The sequence below is a fragment of the Oricola cellulosilytica genome (assembly GCF_019966575.1).
Taxonomy (GTDB): domain Bacteria; phylum Pseudomonadota; class Alphaproteobacteria; order Rhizobiales; family Rhizobiaceae; genus Oricola; species Oricola cellulosilytica.
This window is the reverse complement of record NZ_JAINFK010000006.1, coordinates 135,936-152,537: the sequence shown is the minus strand read 5'-3', so window position 1 is coordinate 152,537 and position 16,602 is coordinate 135,936. Positions and strand designations below refer to the sequence as shown.

Below are 16,602 nucleotides of genomic sequence, written 5' to 3'. Positions count from 1 at the left end.
ATCACGCGCCCCCGAGGCGGATGCGGGGATCGGCATAGGCATAGGCTATGTCGACGACCGCGTTGATGACGACCACCGCGAGAGCGACGGCGAGAACGGCGAATTGCAGCACCGGATAGTCGCGCTGGATTGCCGAGGAGACGAGAAGGTCGCCGATCCCCGGCCAAGAGAAGATCGACTCGATGACGACACTTCCCGCTGCGGCGAGGCCCGCCACCTGAAGCCCGAGCACGGACAGGATGGTGATCGAGGCGTTGCGGAAGCCGTGCTTGAGGATGACGGTGCGCTCGGGCAGTCCCTTTGCGCGGGCGGTGCGCATGTAGTCTTGGCTCAGCACGTCGAGCATCGCGTTGCGGGTGAAGCGGGTCAGCGCCGCGATCAGGGCGCCGGACAGCGCGATGGTCGGCATGATGAAGTGCCAGGGTGTGCCGTTGCCGACGAGCGGCAGCCAGTTCAGTGTGAATGCAAAGACCAGCACCATTAGAATGGCGAGGACGAAGTTGGGAAGCGCATAGCCGGCGAAGGCGAAGGTCATGATGGCGCTACCGATCCATGACTTTCGGTAGATGGCCGCGGCGATCCCGAACGGGATGGAGACCAGCAGCGTGAGCCCGATCCCGCTCAGTAGAAGCTGCAGCGACGGCCAGACGCGTTCGGCGACGATGTCGCTGACCGGGCGCCGTTCCAGGAAGGACAGGCCGAACTGGCCGTCGAGGAACGATCCGAGAAATTTCAGATATTGGGTCCAGATGGACGCATCCAGCCCGTAATAACGGGTCAGCAGTTCCCGGTCTTCCTGGGTGACGCTTTCGCCGATGATGTAGTCGATGGAATTGCCCGACATCCGCGTGGCGAAGAACACGAGCGTCACGATCACGAAGAGCGTGACCACCATCTTGGTCAGGGTGCGGACGACATGCCTCCACATCACATTGCCCCCGGAAGGCTGTTTTCGGCCAAGGCCACGATCTTGCCGTTGGACGCCATGCCGTTTGCGTCATGGCGTTGGACGTGAACAAAGGAAATTCCCGCTGCGGCGGCGGCGATGCCGTCCGTCTTGTCGTTGTCTCCGATGAATACGCATTCCGACGGATCGGCGCCGCTGAGCTGCAAGGCGAGGTTTACGAGATCCGGCGACGGCTTGCCGATGGTTTTGAAGCGGATGGACGGATCGCATGCTATAATAGCGGCCAGGATTGCGCCGGTTTCCGGAACCGGCCGCCCAGCTTCGTCGGGGTAGGTAGTGTCGATATTTGTGACAAGGAACTGTGCGCCGTTGTGTAACTCGCCCAACAGTCTCGACAGGCACGCGAGATTGAATTCGGCGTCGCGCGCCAGCAGCACGATCTCCGGGCGAGCCCCGTCAAAGCGAAGCCCGAGCGCGTTCGCTAGCGTCTGGATTGGCAAGGCGCCGTAAATCGACACGGCCGCGCCGGGCCGCGTTCTCGCGATCGTGCGAATGGCCTGCTCGCCGGCGAGCAGTATCCTGCCCGGGTCAATATCCAGGCCCAGCGCGGAGATACGGTTGGAAAGCGTTTGTGCTGTGTCAGACGAGTTGTTGGAAACGATCCAGAGCTTTTCGGCATGGGCTGAAACGAACTCCAGCGTATTGTCGAAAACATGCCGGCCAGCGATGAGGCAGCCGTCGAGATCGCAAAACACAGCTTTGCAACCATCGATGTCGGCGCTGCCCAGGTTTCGGATTGTTTTCTTTCCAATCGGCACTGACGGCTCCGGCTTGTTGCTGTCGAAGGACGGTGGGTCGAGCAGCGCCATGCGCTGCTGTTGCGCTCGTTTTGATGACAGTCGTGAAACGCGATATCTGAACGACGCCTTCGCCCCGTTCCTGGACAGGGTGAGCCTCGACTGTGACAGGGGCTTTACAATCGACAGCTATGCTTTTGCTGAACCAAAGAAATCCTTATCGAACAAGGGAATCGGGATTTGGCGCTTTCATTGACGCGAATAAGAGCGGTGAATGCCGTGGCGACGGCCGGCTCCTATGCCGGAGCCGCCCGGCAACTTGGGATTTCGCAACCGGCGATCTCCCAGCACATCAAGGGGATCGAGGAGGAATTTGGCGTCAGGCTGTTCCAGCGCCGCAATGGGCATTTTCATCCGACGCCGCTTTGCACCGAGTTGTGCGATGCTGCCGAGCGCATGGTGGAGGCCGAGAACGCTGCGACGCGGATATTGAACCGCCAGAACACCTTGCTGGACGGCCGCATTTCGATCGGATTGGGCAATTCGATGCCAGGAATGGCCCTTATCGCATTGTTCAACAAACGCTATCCGGGCATCTCCATCTCGGTTGAAACCGGTTCGTTCGAGGAAATCACGAGGGCCGTCATTGCCCGCCGGGTGGATATTGGTGTGCTCCCGAACGTGCTCGACGATGGCCGTTTCCGCCGGGAACTGCTTGTCCGTCAACAAGTGGTGGCCATTGCCCATCCCGACAGTGAGTTGGCGCATCTCCGAAGTCTGACCTGCCAACAGTTGATGCAGGCTCCGCTGATTTTCCGCACCAAGGGATCATCGACGCAGCGTATCGTCGACCGGGCGTTCCGCGCGGCCGGCTTCGAGCCGGCTCCGCTGTTGTCGCTTGATACACGCGATGGCGTTTACGAGGCGGTCGCCAACGGCATGGGCGTCGGCTTTATGTGGCGCGAGGGGACTGGCCGCACCGGCGGGATTCTGCGCATCCCTGTGCGGGATATGGACAGGCTCTATGACGAAGTGGTATTCATGCCGCAAGATGAAGACGGGCTTCTGTCCCGGGCATTTTTTGCGACGACGAGGGCATTTTGGGCCGCTAGCCAGCTGGAATGAGCGCCGACCGAAATCTAGTGGTCGAGCGTTCTCCCGAGAATGCAATCCGCGATGTGCGGACAATCGGGATTTCTCGTTTCTGCAGGAGAATGGTGGAATGCCCGAGCTGCAATTTCTAGAAGGGATCGGCGACGGTCATTCATTGGATGTGAGTCGGACGGTAGCTTTAGGTCGGAAGCGGAGTTAGCGCTAATAGCTGTCTCGTCTGCTTGGATCATGTTGGCGTGAACAAACTGGCAGGCGAGGGGGGGGGTGACTGATATATCCGGTACGAGCAGCCGAATGCTCCATTCGGTAGAAGAGAAATCAGGATGAATATGCCTGCGGATGTGAACGCTTCCGAGAGGAAATTGGCCATTGCACCCATGATGGACTGGACGAATGTTTTAAAAAACAGCATAAAATCAATGAATAAGAGTTCTATGATTCGCTGAGTTGTAAGCCTCGCTGTACTTGTCCGCTGAAGTTACCGATACCAATCGGGCGCGAGCAAATTGCCAGTGGGTCAATGAGTGCCCAGCCGATCCGTGTAGCTATTTGGTAGGGAACGCGCGAGCGTGGGGCAATGCGATCTTGCGACGTTGGTTGATATACGAGCCCTAGCCCTGCAGGCGAACGTCCTTCGCGCTCTTCTGGCTGCGGTCCGCTCTGGTAAGCGGAAGCTCGATTTCGCCAGCGTTCACTTTTCTCACGAACTTGGTGATCGCCAGGTGTGAAAATTAATCTTTGCATACGATCTTTGCGGGTCTGATCACGTGGCCATCATACTTCGCCATCAGTAGGAACCTCGTAGCCCGACTACAATTATCGATGATCAGCCGCGCAACTAGGAAGTACAACGGGAGCAAACGACGGCATGAGGATAGCGCAGGCGGCCATCGCCGGCTTAAGGCAGCAAATAGCGGGTGGGCTCGTATCACGATGGTGGCCGGGACGAACACATTGCTGCTCTTCGAGCGCGCGAAGTAAACATCGTCTTTGTTCCGGGTGAGTGCGGATCTCGAACTGCGAATGCGCCGGGCTTTAGTCGGAACCCTTCCATATCAACAAAAACGTTCGTCGCTAACCGACCAGCTCGGCAGCTCCCGCCGCGTAGATTTTCGGACTTATCGGCAAATAGCTGGCGCCCCGCCTGCTCAAGAACGAAATGAATATCTCCATTGCCGGCGTCACGGAGCGGTCGCTGCGCGAAATTGCAAACCATTGGCGCCGTATCGGCATGCCTGTCACATCGAGTATGGCCAATTTTTTCAGCTGAAGTTCCTGTTCAATTGTATGCGCGGAGATAAACGCAATTCCGAGCCCGGCCATCACCGCCTGCTTGATGGTTTCATTCGATCCCATTTCCGCGCCAAGGGATTCTAGCTTGTCTGGAACATCGGCAAAAAAGATCTCCAACGAGTTGCGGGTTCCCGAGCCGCGTTCGCGCAGCAAAAAATGTTCCGAAAGAAGATCTTCTTTCGTGACATCACGGATATCGGCGAGGCGGTGGTCAGGCGGTGCGATGATGACCAATGGGTGGTCGCCAAACACCCGTGCGTTAACCGTAAGATCGCGAGGCGGTCTTCCCATAAGAGCGATGTCGATCTCGCGATCGCGCAGCGCCTCGATCGTTTCCGAACGGTTGCCAATGAACAAGTCGATATGAATGGCCGGATTTACTTTCTGAAAGCCGGCGATCAGGCGCGGCGCGAAATACTTGGCCGTCGACACAGCACCGAGCCTGAGTGTGCCACGTTTGCCGCCCTTTAGATCGGCCAGCGTTTCCTCCACCGTGCGAAGTTCTCCTTGAACCGCATGCGCGGCCTGCAAGAGAACCTTTCCGGCCTCGGTCGGGCGCATCCCCTCGGCGGTTCGGTCGAAGAGACGAAGTCCGCACTCCTCCTCGACCTGCTTCAATTGGAGAGTCACCGCAGGGCCGGTTAATCTGAGCTGCTCGGCGGCAGTCGAGATTTTTCCCGTCTCCTCGATGGCTATAAGCGACCGGAGCTGGCGGAGTGTCAGGCTACGCATTCTGATAAGTTAGAGAAATTTATCAGAACAGTAAAGTTAATAAAGTTTACATATATTCAAAAAACATGATCCTTGCGAGCACGGCGGCGAACCCGCCACGGGAGGATCACGATGCAAGCTCGAACGCTGGACGCGTATCTCAATACATTCACGAGCCATCGCGATCCCGTTCGCATCCAGATTGCCGCGGTGATCCGTGCGTTCGCGGATGCCGCCTTGCAGGTCCGCAAGTCCGTCAACGAGGGAGCGCTCGGCGCGGCCTTTGCCGAGGAGCGTTCGTCGAACAATGCGGGCGGGGACACCCAAAAGGATCTCGATGTGTACGCCGACAACCGGTTCATCGACGCGGCGCGCCGCGCCGGGGTTGGCCATTACGCATCCGAGGAACTGGCCAATCCCGTCGAACTCTCACAGCAAGGCAAATTGGCGGTCGCGATCGACCCGCTCGACGGTTCGTCGAACATCGACACCAATGTGTCGATCGGCACGATTTTTTCCATACTGCCGCGCTTGGAGGCCGTGGGAGATACCTTTTCTCAGCCGGGCCGCAATCAATTGGCGGCGGGTTTCTTCATCTACGGACCGCAACTGGCGTTGGCCCTTACAAAGCTGAACGGCACGCGGATCTACGTATTTTCCAGTCGACTAGGCACCTTTGTCGAAGCCTATCCGTCCATTGCGATTCCCCGGTTGTCGACAGAATTTGCGGTCAATGCCTCGAATTACCGGCACTGGGACGAGGCCATTCGCCTTTACGTCGACGATTGCCTGGCAGGCACTGATGGTCCGCGTGACCGCGACTTCAACATGCGGTGGATCGCCTCGCTTGTCGCCGATGCCTACCGAATCCTGATCCGCGGCGGTGTATTTCTCTATCCGCGAGACAACCGCAAAGGCTATTCGCAAGGGCGGCTGCGCCTTGTCTACGAAGCCAACCCCATGGCGCTGCTCATGGAGCAGGCCGGTGGCCACGCGACCGACGGCTTGACCAGCATACTCGATCTGGTTCCGACGGACCTGCATCAGCGTACGCCACTCGTTTTTGGCTCGCGCAAGGAGGTCGAGAAAATCAAGCGGTATCACGGCGAACCATCGGCGATCGGAAACCGGCATCCGCTGTTCGGTAATCGCGGCCTGTTTCGGGCCTAGGGAGCCGAAATCTCATGTCCAACAAGTATCCAATCATTGCGATCACCGGTTCCTCCGGCGCTGGCACGACGACCGTCAAGGACACGTTCGAAAAGATCTTCAAGCGGGAAGGCATCACTGCTGCCTCTATCGAAGGCGATGCGTTCCATCGCTACGACCGGGCCGGGATGAAGGCAAAGGTTGCGGAAGAAGAGGAGAAGGGAAATTACAACTTCTCTCATTTCAGTCCCGAGGCGAACGAACTCGAAATTCTCGAATCAGTTTTCGAACAATACGGACGCAAGGGAAAAGGAAAGACGCGCCATTATGTTCATGACGACAAGGAGGCCGAATTTTTCGGCTCGCCGCCTGGAACGTTTACGAAATGGGAGGATCTGCCAGCAAGCGACCTGCTGTTTTACGAGGGCCTGCATGGTTGCGTGAAAACTGGGGCGGTGGATCTGCCGCGTCATGTCGATCTCAAGATCGGCGTCGTTCCGGTGATCAATCTGGAATGGGTTCAGAAAATTCATCGCGATAAGTCGCTGCGCGGTTACTCCACCGAGGCGGTGACCGATACGATCCTGCGCCGCATGCCCGACTACGCCCGGTATATCTGCCCGCAGTTCTCCGAAACCAATATCAATTTCCAGCGCATTCCTACCGTCGACACATCCAATCCGTTCGTGGCGCGCTGGATTCCGACGCCAGCCGAATCGATGCTCGTCATCCGGTTCGCCAACCCCCGCGGCATCGATTTTCCATACCTTCTGTCGATGCTGGACGACAGCTTCATGTCGCGGGCCAATTCGATAGTTTGTTCCGGCGAGAAGCTCGATCTCGCCATGCAACTCATCTTCACGCCACTGATCCACAAGCTCCTGGATCTCAAACGTCGCGCGTCCTGAGGAGAAGGTCATGAATATCCAGGTAGAACCGAACATCGAGGCGGCCGCGAGCGAGCGCGATATGGCCAATGCGATCCGAGCGCTGACGATGGATGCTGTCCAGAATGCAAACTCGGGTCACCCCGGCATGCCGATGGGCATGGCGGACGTGGCGACCGTGCTCTTCAACCGCTTCATCAAAATCGATCCCGCTAAATCCGATTGGCCGGATCGTGATCGGTTCGTCCTTTCGGCGGGGCACGGGTCGATGCTGCAATATGCGATCCACCATCTTATCGGCTACCCCGACATGCCCATCGAGGAATTGAAGCGGTTCCGCCAACTCGGCAGCCGGACGGCCGGCCATCCCGAATACGGTCACGCGCTGGGTATCGAGACGACGACCGGCCCGCTAGGGCAGGGGCTTGCGACAGCCGTCGGCATGGCGATCGCCGAGCGGATGATGGCGGCGCGCTTCGGACCGAAACTCGTCGATCACCACACTTATGTGATCGCCGGTGACGGCTGCCTGCAGGAAGGCATCAGCCACGAGGCGATTGATCTGGCCGGACATCTGAATCTCGGTAAACTCATCGTTCTCTGGGATGACAACAGGATTTCCATCGATGGACCCACCTCCTTGTCCACATCGATGAGTCAGCCGGCGCGCTTCAAGGCCGCCGGCTGGGAGGTCCGGATCGTCGACGGTCATGACACGAGCGATATCGCCCAGGCGATCGAGAAAGCCCGCAAGTCGAGAAAACCTTCCCTGATCGCCTGCCGAACGGTTATTGGAAGGGGTGCACCGAACATGGAAGGGTCCGAGAAGATCCATGGGGCGCCCCTCGGAGCCGATGAAATCTCCGCGACGCGGGCGAACATCAGTTGGGCCGATGAATCGTTTGTCATTCCCGAGAACGTCGCATGCGCGTGGCGCTCTATCGCAATACGAGGCCGGAGGGCGCGCTCGGCATGGCAAGCCCGGCTCGGCTCCAGCAGAAGGCGCAAGGGGTTTGAAGCTGCAATTGCCGGAGGATTGCCGAGAAACATCGGACGGAACTTTTCTGCTTTCCGGAAACGCCATGTCGAGGAGGCCACCGAGGTGGCGACGCGCAAGGCGTCCGAGATGGTTCTCGGTGTCATTAACGCTGCGACGAAACTGACTGTCGGCGGTTCTGCCGACCTGACCCATTCGAACCTGACGGTCACCGAGGGCCTCGGTTCGGTTGCGCCACGCCATTTCAAGGGCCGCTACATCCATTACGGTATTCGCGAGCATGGCATGGCCGCAGCGATGAACGGCATGGCCCTTCACGGGGGGGTCATTCCCTACGGCGGCACATTTCTCGTTTTCAGCGATTATGCACGCGGCGCAATGCGTCTTTCGGCGCTGATGGAGCAGCGCGTCATTTATGTCATGACGCACGACTCGATCGGACTTGGAGAGGACGGCCCGACCCATCAGCCCGTCGAACATCTGGCGATGCTGCGCGCAACGCCAAACCTCAACGTGTTCCGGCCCGCCGACATCATCGAAACCGCGGAAGCCTGGGAACTGGCGCTCGCCTCGGAGAAGACGCCGAGCGTGCTGGTTTTGTCGCGGCAGGGGCTCCCAATGCTCCGTGAAGCGCACACGCGCGAGAACCGTTCCACACGAGGGGCCTATATCCTGCGAGAAGCTATGGGCGAACGAGATGTTACGTTGATCGCGACTGGTTCCGAAGTCGAGATCGCCAAGGCCGCAGCAGACAAGCTGATGACCGAGAGCAGCGTCAGGGCAGCGATCGTTTCCATGCCCTGCTGGGAACTGTTCGAGAAGCAAAGCGAGGACCATCGGCGCTCTGTCCTGGGCAATGCCCCGCGTATCGCAATTGAAGCTGCCGCGCGGCTGGGCTGGGACCGCTGGACCGGGGACAACGGCGCCTTCATAGGCATGAGCTCCTTTGGCGCCAGCGCACCGGCCGACGACCTTTACAAGCACTTCGGAATTACGGCGGACGCCGTCTGTTCGAAGGCGCGGGATTTGCTGCGCGGGGCGGCCTCCTGATGAATGTTTCTGGCACGCTCGACGGCAAGACCGTGATCGTCAGGGCCGATCTGGTAGGTGGCCTCACACCCGAATTCGGTCGATACCTTGCCGGTCTCGCGACATCCGGTGCGCGTGTTGCGGTCCTTGCCGGCTACGGCAGTCCACAAGGTGATTTCAACGCGGCGTTGAGCCTGCGCCGTTTCGTCAAGCCGCTGAAAGAAGCGAGCGGCGTGCCGGTACGGTTCGTGGCCGAGTGCGTTGGCGGCGGTGCGGAAGCCGGACTTGCAGATACGCCGTTCGGAACGATCGCTCTGCTTGAAAACGTTCGGTTTCATCCGGACGAACGGCGCCTGAGCCGTGCGTTCGCGATCCGGCTCAGCGCGCTTGGCGACTATTTCTCAGCTCCGGGCGAGTTGCCGGAGCCGGCGGCCGCATGGATCGGCGAACTCGCCGCGATGCTGCCCGCGCCCGAAACAAACCTGACCGAACCTGCCTGAAAGGAACCGAATATGGCCCGCATCACCCTTCGTCAATTGCTCGATCACGCCGCCGAACAATCGTACGGAGTTCCGGCCTTCAACATCAACAACATGGAGCAGGGGCTCGCGATCATGGAGGCCGCTCGTGCGTGCAATGCGCCCGTCATCATGCAGGCCTCGCGCGGAGCGCGCTCCTATGCCGGGGACATCATGCTTTCGCGCATGATCGATGCGCTGACCGAGATGTACCCCGAGATCCCGCTATGCATGCATCAGGACCACGGCAACAACGAAGCCACCTGCATGACCGCCATTCGCCACGGCTTCACCTCCGTAATGATGGATGGCTCGCTGGAAGCGGACATGAAGACGCCGGCGAGCTACGAGTACAACGTCGCGATCACCGAACGCGTCTCACGCATGGCGCATTGGGTCGGGGCGTCGGTGGAAGGAGAGCTTGGCGTCCTCGGCTCCCTCGAATCCGGCGAGGCCGCGGCAGAGGACGGTTCCGGCGCCGAGGGCAAGCTGTCGCAAGACCAACTGCTGACCGACCCCGACCAAGCGGTCGATTTCGTGATGCGCACCAGGGTCGACGCGCTCGCGATTGCGTGCGGCACGTCCCACGGCGCCTATAAGTTCTCGCGGAAGCCCACCGGCGACATCCTCGCCATGAACGTGATCGAGGAGATTCACGCCAAGCTGCCGGACACGCATCTGGTCATGCACGGCTCCTCTTCGGTTCCGCAGGACCTGCAGGACGTCATCAACGAGTTCGGCGGAGAAATGCCCCAGACCTTCGGCGTGCCGGTGGAGGAGATCGTCCGGGGCATCAGGCACGGGGTTCGCAAGGTCAACATCGACACGGACTGCCGCATGGCGATGGCCAGCCAGTTCCGGAAGGTCGCGACCGAGAAGCCGCAGGAATTTGACCCGCGCAAGTTCCTGAAGCCGGCTATGGACGCGATGGAGAAACTCTGCCGCCACCGTTTCGAGGCCTTCGCCACGGCCGGAAACGCGTCGAAAATCAAGATCATCCCGATGGACGAAATGGCCACGCGCTATGCCTCCGGCCGGCTCGACCCGGCCACCGCCACCGCGCGCGCCGCCTGATTGTCCCGCTGCTCCAGTAATTAAAGGAAAGGAAAACCGATGAACGACATGTCAGACATAAAGACGGTTACGGGCGCGAAACGCTACTCCGCCGGCGTGATGAAATACGCCCAGATGGGCTATTGGGAACCGGACTACGAGCCAAAAGATACGGATGTCATTGCGCTGTTCCGGATCACGCCGCAGGACGGCGTGGACGAGGTCGAGGCCGCGGCGGCGGTCGCCGGAGAAAGCTCGACGGCAACATGGACGGTGGTCTGGACCGACCGCCTGACCGCCTGCGAAAAATATCGCGCCAAGGCCTACCGCGTCGATCCAGTCCCCAATTCGCCCGGCGAGTTCTTCGCCTATATCGCTTACGACCTCGACCTATTCGAGCCGGGATCGATCGCCAACCTGACCGCGTCGATCATCGGCAATGTCTTCGGCTTCAAGCCACTGAAGGCCCTGCGCCTGGAGGACATGCGCCTGCCGGTGGCCTATGTGAAGACTTTTCAGGGCCCCGCGACCGGGATCGTAGTCGAGCGCGAGCGCCTCAATGCCTATGGGCGCCCGCTTCTCGGCGCCACCGTCAAGCCAAAGCTGGGCCTTTCGGGCCGCAACTATGGCCGCGTCGTCTACGAGGCGCTGAAGGGCGGGCTCGACTTCACCAAGGACGACGAAAACATCAACTCGCAGCCCTTTATGCACTGGCGCGACCGGTTCCTCTACTGCATGGAGGCGGTCAACCGTGCCAGCGCCGCGACGGGTGAGGTGAAGGGGACCTATCTCAACGTCACCGCCGCGACCATGGAGGAGATGTACGAGCGCGCCGAGTTCGCCAAGACACTCGGGTCCGTCATCATCATGATCGACCTCGTGATCGGCTATACGGCGATCCAGTCGATGGCCAAATGGGCCCGCGACAACGACATGATCCTGCATCTGCACCGCGCCGGCCACTCGACATACACCCGCCAGCGTTCACATGGCGTGTCATTCCGCGTCATCGCTAAGTGGATGCGGCTGGCGGGGGTCGACCACCTGCATGCGGGCACGGTCGTTGGCAAGCTGGAAGGCGATCCTGCCACGACCAAGGGCTACTACGACATCTTCCGGGAAGAATATAATCCGATGGCGCTGGAAAACGGCATCTTCTTCGACCAGGACTGGGCTTCGCTCAACAAGATGATGCCGGTCGCTTCGGGCGGTATACATGCCGGCCAGATGCACCAGCTACTGACCTATCTGGGCGAAGATGTCGTTCTGCAATTCGGCGGCGGCACTATCGGCCACCCGCACGGTATCGAAGCCGGCGCAACCGCCAACCGGGTGGCGCTCGAGGCGATGGTCTTTGCCCGCAATGCTGGCCGCGACATCTGGAATGAGGGCGAGGACATCCTGCGCGATGCGGCCCAAACCTGCACGCCTCTCAAGCAGGCCCTCGACACCTGGAAGGACGTCACCTTCGACTACGCTTCGACGGACGCGCCGGATTTTGCGCCGACGCCGGAAGTGTCAGCTTAAACGCACCCAGGACAAGGAGAAACAACATGCGTCTCAGACAAGGACAATTCAGCTTCCTGCCGGATCTGTCGGACGATGACATCCGCACGCAGGCCCAATATGCCATCGACAATGGCTGGGCGGTTTCGGTCGAATATACGGATGACCCGCATCCCCGAAACACCTACTGGGAAATGTGGGGGCATCCGATGTTCGACAATCGTGACGCCGCCGCAGTGGTCTACGAGGTGAACGAGTGTCGAAAGGAACACGGCGGGAAATACATCCGCGTTCTGGCCTTCGACGCCACCCATGGCTGGGAATCGGTCCGGATGAGCTTCATCGTCAATCGGCCCAAGGAAGAGCCGGGTTTCCGTGTCGTTCGCCAGGAGGCGCCTGGTCGGGTCATCCGTTACTCGGTGGAAAGCTACGCGGTCCGCGAACCCGAAGGACACCGTTACGGCTAGAGCGCGAGAGCGTCTTTTCCCCGGACTTCCGAGGTCCGGGGGCCGTTATCTGAATTCGTGGAGCGAGACATGACCGAATCGGCAACGTACACTGACGAGATTGCGGAGACCTCCGACGACCCAGTGGAGGCGCGGCCATCGTCCATCGACCTCGCTTCGACCTTTGAGGAAAGCGGCGTGCCGGAGATTCTCCGCGAGCTGGATGAGACCATGATCGGCCTCGCCCCGGTCAAGCGGCGGCTTCGCGAGACTGCGGCGCTCCTGCTTGTCGACAAGGCGCGCCGCGAAATGGGACTGGCGACCGATACCCCGACACTGCACATGTCGTTCACCGGCAATCCCGGCACCGGAAAGACCACGGTCGCCCTCAAAATGGCAGGTCTCCTGCATCGTCTGGGTTACGTGCGTAAGGGCCACCTTGTGACCGTCACCCGCGACGACCTCGTCGGCCAGTATATCGGTCACACCGCACCAAAGACCAAGGAAGTGCTGAAGAAAGCGATGGGCGGCGTCCTTTTCATCGACGAGGCATACTATCTCTACCGGCCCGAAAATGAACGGGACTACGGTCAGGAAGCGATAGAAATTCTACTTCAGGTAATGGAAAACAATCGCGACGACCTTGTCGTTATTTTGGCGGGCTACGAGGATCGCATGGACCGCTTCTTCGAGTCCAATCCGGGATTCCGGTCGCGTATAGCCCATCATATCGACTTTCCTGACTACGGGGACACGGAGCTTCTTCAGATATCGGAGACGATGCTGGCCGAGCAGAACTACCGCTTCGATGCCGAAGCGAAGGCGCTGATGGCGAAATATATCGAGCTGCGCCGCAAGCAACCGCATTTCGCCAATGCGCGCTCGATCCGCAACGCCCTCGACCGGGCACGGTTGCGGCAGGCCAACCGATTATTTTCGCACGCCACGGTGCCGGTGACAGCTGACGACCTCGCTACGATCCTTGCCGATGATTTGCGCGCCAGCCGCGTCTTCACGATGGGTGTGCCCGACAGTGCGCGCGAAAGCTCCACAGAGGAGAACAAGGAATGAGCCGGAAGACCATCATTGCGCCATCCGTGCTTTCCGCGGACTTCTCCCGACTGGGTGACGAGATCGAGGCAGTCATGCGCGCCGGCGCAGACTGGATTCATCTCGATGTCATGGATGGTCACTATGTGCCGAACATCACCTTCGGGCCCCCGGTCATAAGCGCCGTTCGCGATCGCACCGACGCGATCTTCGACTGTCATTTGATGATCGAGCCCTGCGATCCCTTCCTGGCCGCATTCGCTGATGCCGGTTGCGACGTCATCACGGTTCACGCGGACGCGACAAAGCATCTTGACCGGTCGCTGCAGGCGATCCGCGATATGGGAAAAAGGGCGGGCGTCTCGCTTAATCCCTCGACCCCGGAAAGCGTGATCGAGTATGTGCTCGACCGGCTGGATCTGGTTCTTCTGATGACGGTCAATCCCGGGTTCGGCGGCCAGTTGTTCATTTCCTCGGTCGTGGAAAAGGTAAGACGCGTCAAGGCGATGATTGGCGATCGCGGGATCGACATCGAAATCGACGGCGGGGTGACTCCTGAAACTGCCCCGTTGGTTGCCGCTGCGGGAGCAAACGTGCTGGTTGCCGGCTCGGCCGTTTTCAAGGGTGGTTCCGAAGACGCTTATCGGGCAAACATCGCCGCGATACGCGCAGCTTCCAATGGTGAGAAGACTGCGGATCGGCAAACACGACCCATGGAGACCACCCAATGACACGGATCGCAGTTCTAGCGGCGCTCACTGTACTTTTCGCCCCGCCACTGGCGGCAAGCGAAAAGATCTCTGACCAGTATCCGCAAAGCCCGCTCTATTCGAAGCCGGTCGAATTCATTCCGGGGGTCTATTCGGCAATCGGCGCGACCGCGCCTCCGACCTACGAGAACACGGGACACAACAATAATCTCAGCTTTATCGTCACCGGCGACGGAGTTGTCGTCATCAATGGCGGGGCGGCCTATGTGCTGGCAGAGGCGCTGCATGAAGAGATCAAGGCGGTCACGGACCAGCCCGTCACGCTGGTCATCAACGAGAACGGACAGGGCCATGCCATGCTCGGCAATTCCTACTGGGCGGAGCAGGGGGTGCCGATTGTCGCCCATGTCGATGCCGCGGAAGAATTCGAGGAAGACGCAGCGCAGATCCTGGAGGGCATGAGGCGCTACAACGGCGATAAGGCGGCCGGCACCACGCTGCAGGGTCCGACGGAAACCTTCGAGGACGAGTACATAGCCGAAATGGGAGACTTCCGGATCGAAGCGCGCTATTTGGGGCCTGCGCATTCTCCAGGCGACATCGTGGTCTGGCTGCCGAAACAGAGCCTTGTCGTATCCGGCGACATGGCGTTCCACGAACGTTTGCTGCCGATCTTTGATAACACGATGACCGCCGATTGGCTCGAGACCTGGGACAACGCTTTCGAACCGCTTGGCGCGACTTATGTGATACCGGGTCACGGTCACCCTACGAACATGGATCAGGTTCGCCGCTATACAAAGGATTATCTCGTCTATGTTCGCCGCAAGATCGGCGAACATATCGAGGCGGGCGGTGACCTTACCGACGCCTATTACGTCGATCAGAGCCCTTACGCCCATCTTGACGCTTTCGAGGAATTGGCGACGAAAAATGCCGGTCGGGTTTACGAACAGATGGAGTTCGAGTGATGCCCGAGTCGTCACTCCACGAGCGGCGTGGCTGGCCCCAAGCGATCCTCTTCGATCTCGATGGTACGCTTGTCGATTCCGCGCCGGATATTGCAGCGGCGACGAACACGCTTCTGCATAGATTCGGTCTGGGGCCGCTTCCGCTCGATTCAATCCGCGGGATGATCGGTCGAGGGGTCGGCAAGCTTGTCGAACGTGCTCTAGCGGCAAGCGGTCGTCCCCTCGCGGGCGATGCGCTCGAGGAAGCTGTTGACGCCATGATGACGATATATGGCGGCCATCTCACGAATCTGACGACGCTCATGCCCGGCGCGCTGCAAACGGTCGCCGATTGCGCCGCGGCAGGCGTGAAATGTGGAATCGTGTCGAACAAGCCGATCGCATTCACGCAGGAGATCTCCGATCATTTCGGCTTCACGCCGCATCTTGTCGCGGTCCAGGGAGCAGAGACACACCTGGCAAAAAAACCGGCGCCGGACATGCTGCTGGCGGCGCTCGAGAAGACTGGCTCGACCGTCGCGCGGTCGCTCATGGTGGGGGACAGCGCCGCCGATGTGGGTGCGGCGCGTGCCGCCTCGATGCGCATCGTTCTGGTGCGCGGCGGTTATACGCCGGACGATCCGGCGACATTGGGCGCCGATGCTGTCATCGATACGCTAACGGATCTGCCCGCCGCGCTTGAGCAAATAACCGAGTTGGCCTGATATGGCGTTGCGGGCGGTCATTTTCGATGTCGATGGCACTCTGGCGGAGACGGAGGAACTGCACCGCTTGGCGTTCAACCGGACGTTCGAGGAAGCGGGCCTGCCGTGGGTCTGGGGTCGCGAACTTTACGGACGCCTGCTCAAGGTGACCGGCGGACGCGAGCGCCTCGAGGTGTATGCGGACGAGACCGGTTCGGAAGCCGTTGATGCCGCGAAACTGCACAGGCGCAAGACCGAGATCTACGGTGCGTTCATGACCAGGGGAAACGTCGATCTGCGACCCGGGATTGAACGGATCATGCGCGATTCGCTGTCTCGCGGAATCAAACTGGCAATCGCGACGACGACCAGCCGACCTAACGTTTACCGTCTTTTCGAAGCCACGGTCGGCCTCGATCTTCTAAGCGAGTTTCATTCGATTCGAACGGGGGAAGACGTGACGCATAAGAAACCGGACCCCGAGGTGTTCGCCCTGTCCCTGAAGGACCTCGGCATGTCGGCGGATGAATGCGTTGTGTTCGAGGATTCCGAGAACGGGCTCCGCGCCGCAAAAGCCCTGGGCATACCGACCGTCGCCACGCCGAGCATCTATACCGCCTGTGACGACTTCTCGCTCGCCGATGTCGTTGTGCCGCATTCGGACGAACCATTCTCATACCGGAGAATGTTGGCGGATGAGGGCGGGAGCGATATTCCGTCCGATCTGCGACGGCTGCTTCTCGCAGGATAAATCAAAGTTGTGAAAGGAGATACTTCAAACC

Annotated in this window: 17 protein-coding genes; 13 read left to right on the top strand and 4 right to left on the bottom strand. The window is 59.8% G+C overall.

What is annotated here, in order from left to right; translation table 11 throughout:
- Window position 1: 1 nt before the first annotated feature.
- A complete protein-coding gene (locus LC298_RS15185; RefSeq protein WP_131569572.1) occupies window positions 2–928 on the bottom strand; it encodes an ABC transporter permease in 927 nt (308 codons plus the stop codon).
- Window positions 928–1,776 (bottom strand): HAD-IIA family hydrolase, encoded by an 849-nt coding sequence (locus LC298_RS15180; protein WP_131569574.1) that lies wholly within the window; start codon window positions 1,774–1,776, stop codon window positions 928–930. Before LC298_RS15180 ends, LC298_RS15185 begins: the two co-directional genes overlap by 1 nt.
- Before the next feature lie 168 nt (window positions 1,777–1,944).
- Between LC298_RS15180 and LC298_RS15175 the strand changes: the two genes are divergently transcribed.
- On the top strand, window positions 1,945–2,829 hold the full coding sequence (locus LC298_RS15175) for a LysR family transcriptional regulator (protein ID WP_131569576.1): 885 nt from the start codon (window positions 1,945–1,947) through the stop codon (window positions 2,827–2,829).
- A 599-nt stretch (window positions 2,830–3,428) separates the two neighbouring features.
- Here the strand turns inward: LC298_RS15175 and LC298_RS15170 are convergent.
- Together LC298_RS15170 and LC298_RS15165 are read right to left on the bottom strand one after the other, a co-directional pair.
- Window positions 3,429–3,539, bottom strand: a complete 111-nt coding sequence (locus tag LC298_RS15170; protein WP_263289226.1) for a pyocin activator PrtN family protein — start codon at window positions 3,537–3,539, stop codon at window positions 3,429–3,431.
- A gap of 352 nt (window positions 3,540–3,891) precedes the next feature.
- Window positions 3,892–4,842 (bottom strand): LysR family transcriptional regulator, encoded by a 951-nt coding sequence (locus LC298_RS15165; RefSeq protein ID WP_131569578.1) that lies wholly within the window; start codon window positions 4,840–4,842, stop codon window positions 3,892–3,894.
- Between the two features lie 111 nt (window positions 4,843–4,953).
- Here LC298_RS15165 and LC298_RS15160 point away from each other — a divergent pair, with 111 nt between their 5' ends.
- From LC298_RS15160 to LC298_RS15105, 12 genes are all read left to right on the top strand, one after another.
- Complete coding sequence (locus tag LC298_RS15160; protein ID WP_131569581.1) at window positions 4,954–5,991, top strand: class 1 fructose-bisphosphatase; 1,038 nt, start codon at window positions 4,954–4,956, stop codon at window positions 5,989–5,991.
- Window positions 5,992–6,005: 14 nt separating this feature from the next.
- Entirely contained in the window at window positions 6,006–6,878 is an 873-nt protein-coding gene (locus LC298_RS15155; RefSeq protein ID WP_131569583.1) for a phosphoribulokinase, read from the top strand.
- A gap of 10 nt (window positions 6,879–6,888) precedes the next feature.
- On the top strand, window positions 6,889–8,904 hold the full coding sequence (gene tkt / locus LC298_RS15150) for a transketolase (RefSeq protein ID WP_131569585.1): 2,016 nt from the start codon (window positions 6,889–6,891) through the stop codon (window positions 8,902–8,904).
- Window positions 8,904–9,383, top strand: a complete 480-nt coding sequence (pgk, locus tag LC298_RS15145; protein ID WP_131569587.1) for a phosphoglycerate kinase — start codon at window positions 8,904–8,906, stop codon at window positions 9,381–9,383. Before tkt ends, pgk begins: the two co-directional genes overlap by 1 nt.
- A gap of 12 nt (window positions 9,384–9,395) precedes the next feature.
- Window positions 9,396–10,475 carry a class II fructose-bisphosphate aldolase gene (gene fba / locus LC298_RS15140; RefSeq protein WP_131569589.1) on the top strand — a complete coding sequence of 360 codons (1,080 nt, stop codon included), beginning with the start codon at window positions 9,396–9,398 and terminating at the stop codon, window positions 10,473–10,475.
- Window positions 10,476–10,514: 39 nt separating this feature from the next.
- Complete coding sequence (locus LC298_RS15135; protein ID WP_199223301.1) at window positions 10,515–11,981, top strand: form I ribulose bisphosphate carboxylase large subunit; 1,467 nt, start codon at window positions 10,515–10,517, stop codon at window positions 11,979–11,981.
- A 26-nt stretch (window positions 11,982–12,007) separates the two neighbouring features.
- Entirely contained in the window at window positions 12,008–12,427 is a 420-nt protein-coding gene (locus tag LC298_RS15130; RefSeq protein ID WP_131569591.1) for a ribulose bisphosphate carboxylase small subunit, read from the top strand.
- 69 nt (window positions 12,428–12,496) lie between these two features.
- Window positions 12,497–13,477: a CbbX protein gene (gene cbbX / locus LC298_RS15125; protein ID WP_131569593.1), complete on the top strand. Its 981-nt coding sequence runs from the start codon at window positions 12,497–12,499 to the stop codon at window positions 13,475–13,477.
- Window positions 13,474–14,187 (top strand): ribulose-phosphate 3-epimerase, encoded by a 714-nt coding sequence (rpe, locus tag LC298_RS15120; RefSeq protein ID WP_131569595.1) that lies wholly within the window; start codon window positions 13,474–13,476, stop codon window positions 14,185–14,187. The genes cbbX and rpe overlap by 4 nt, the downstream gene beginning before the upstream one ends.
- Window positions 14,184–15,137: an MBL fold metallo-hydrolase gene (locus LC298_RS15115; RefSeq protein ID WP_131569597.1), complete on the top strand. Its 954-nt coding sequence runs from the start codon at window positions 14,184–14,186 to the stop codon at window positions 15,135–15,137. The genes rpe and LC298_RS15115 overlap by 4 nt, the downstream gene beginning before the upstream one ends.
- Window positions 15,137–15,841 carry an HAD-IA family hydrolase gene (locus LC298_RS15110; protein WP_131569599.1) on the top strand — a complete coding sequence of 235 codons (705 nt, stop codon included), beginning with the start codon at window positions 15,137–15,139 and terminating at the stop codon, window positions 15,839–15,841. The genes LC298_RS15115 and LC298_RS15110 overlap by 1 nt, the downstream gene beginning before the upstream one ends.
- A 1-nt stretch (window position 15,842) precedes the next feature.
- Window positions 15,843–16,571: an HAD-IA family hydrolase gene (locus LC298_RS15105; protein ID WP_131569601.1), complete on the top strand. Its 729-nt coding sequence runs from the start codon at window positions 15,843–15,845 to the stop codon at window positions 16,569–16,571.
- Window positions 16,572–16,602 lie beyond the last annotated feature (31 nt).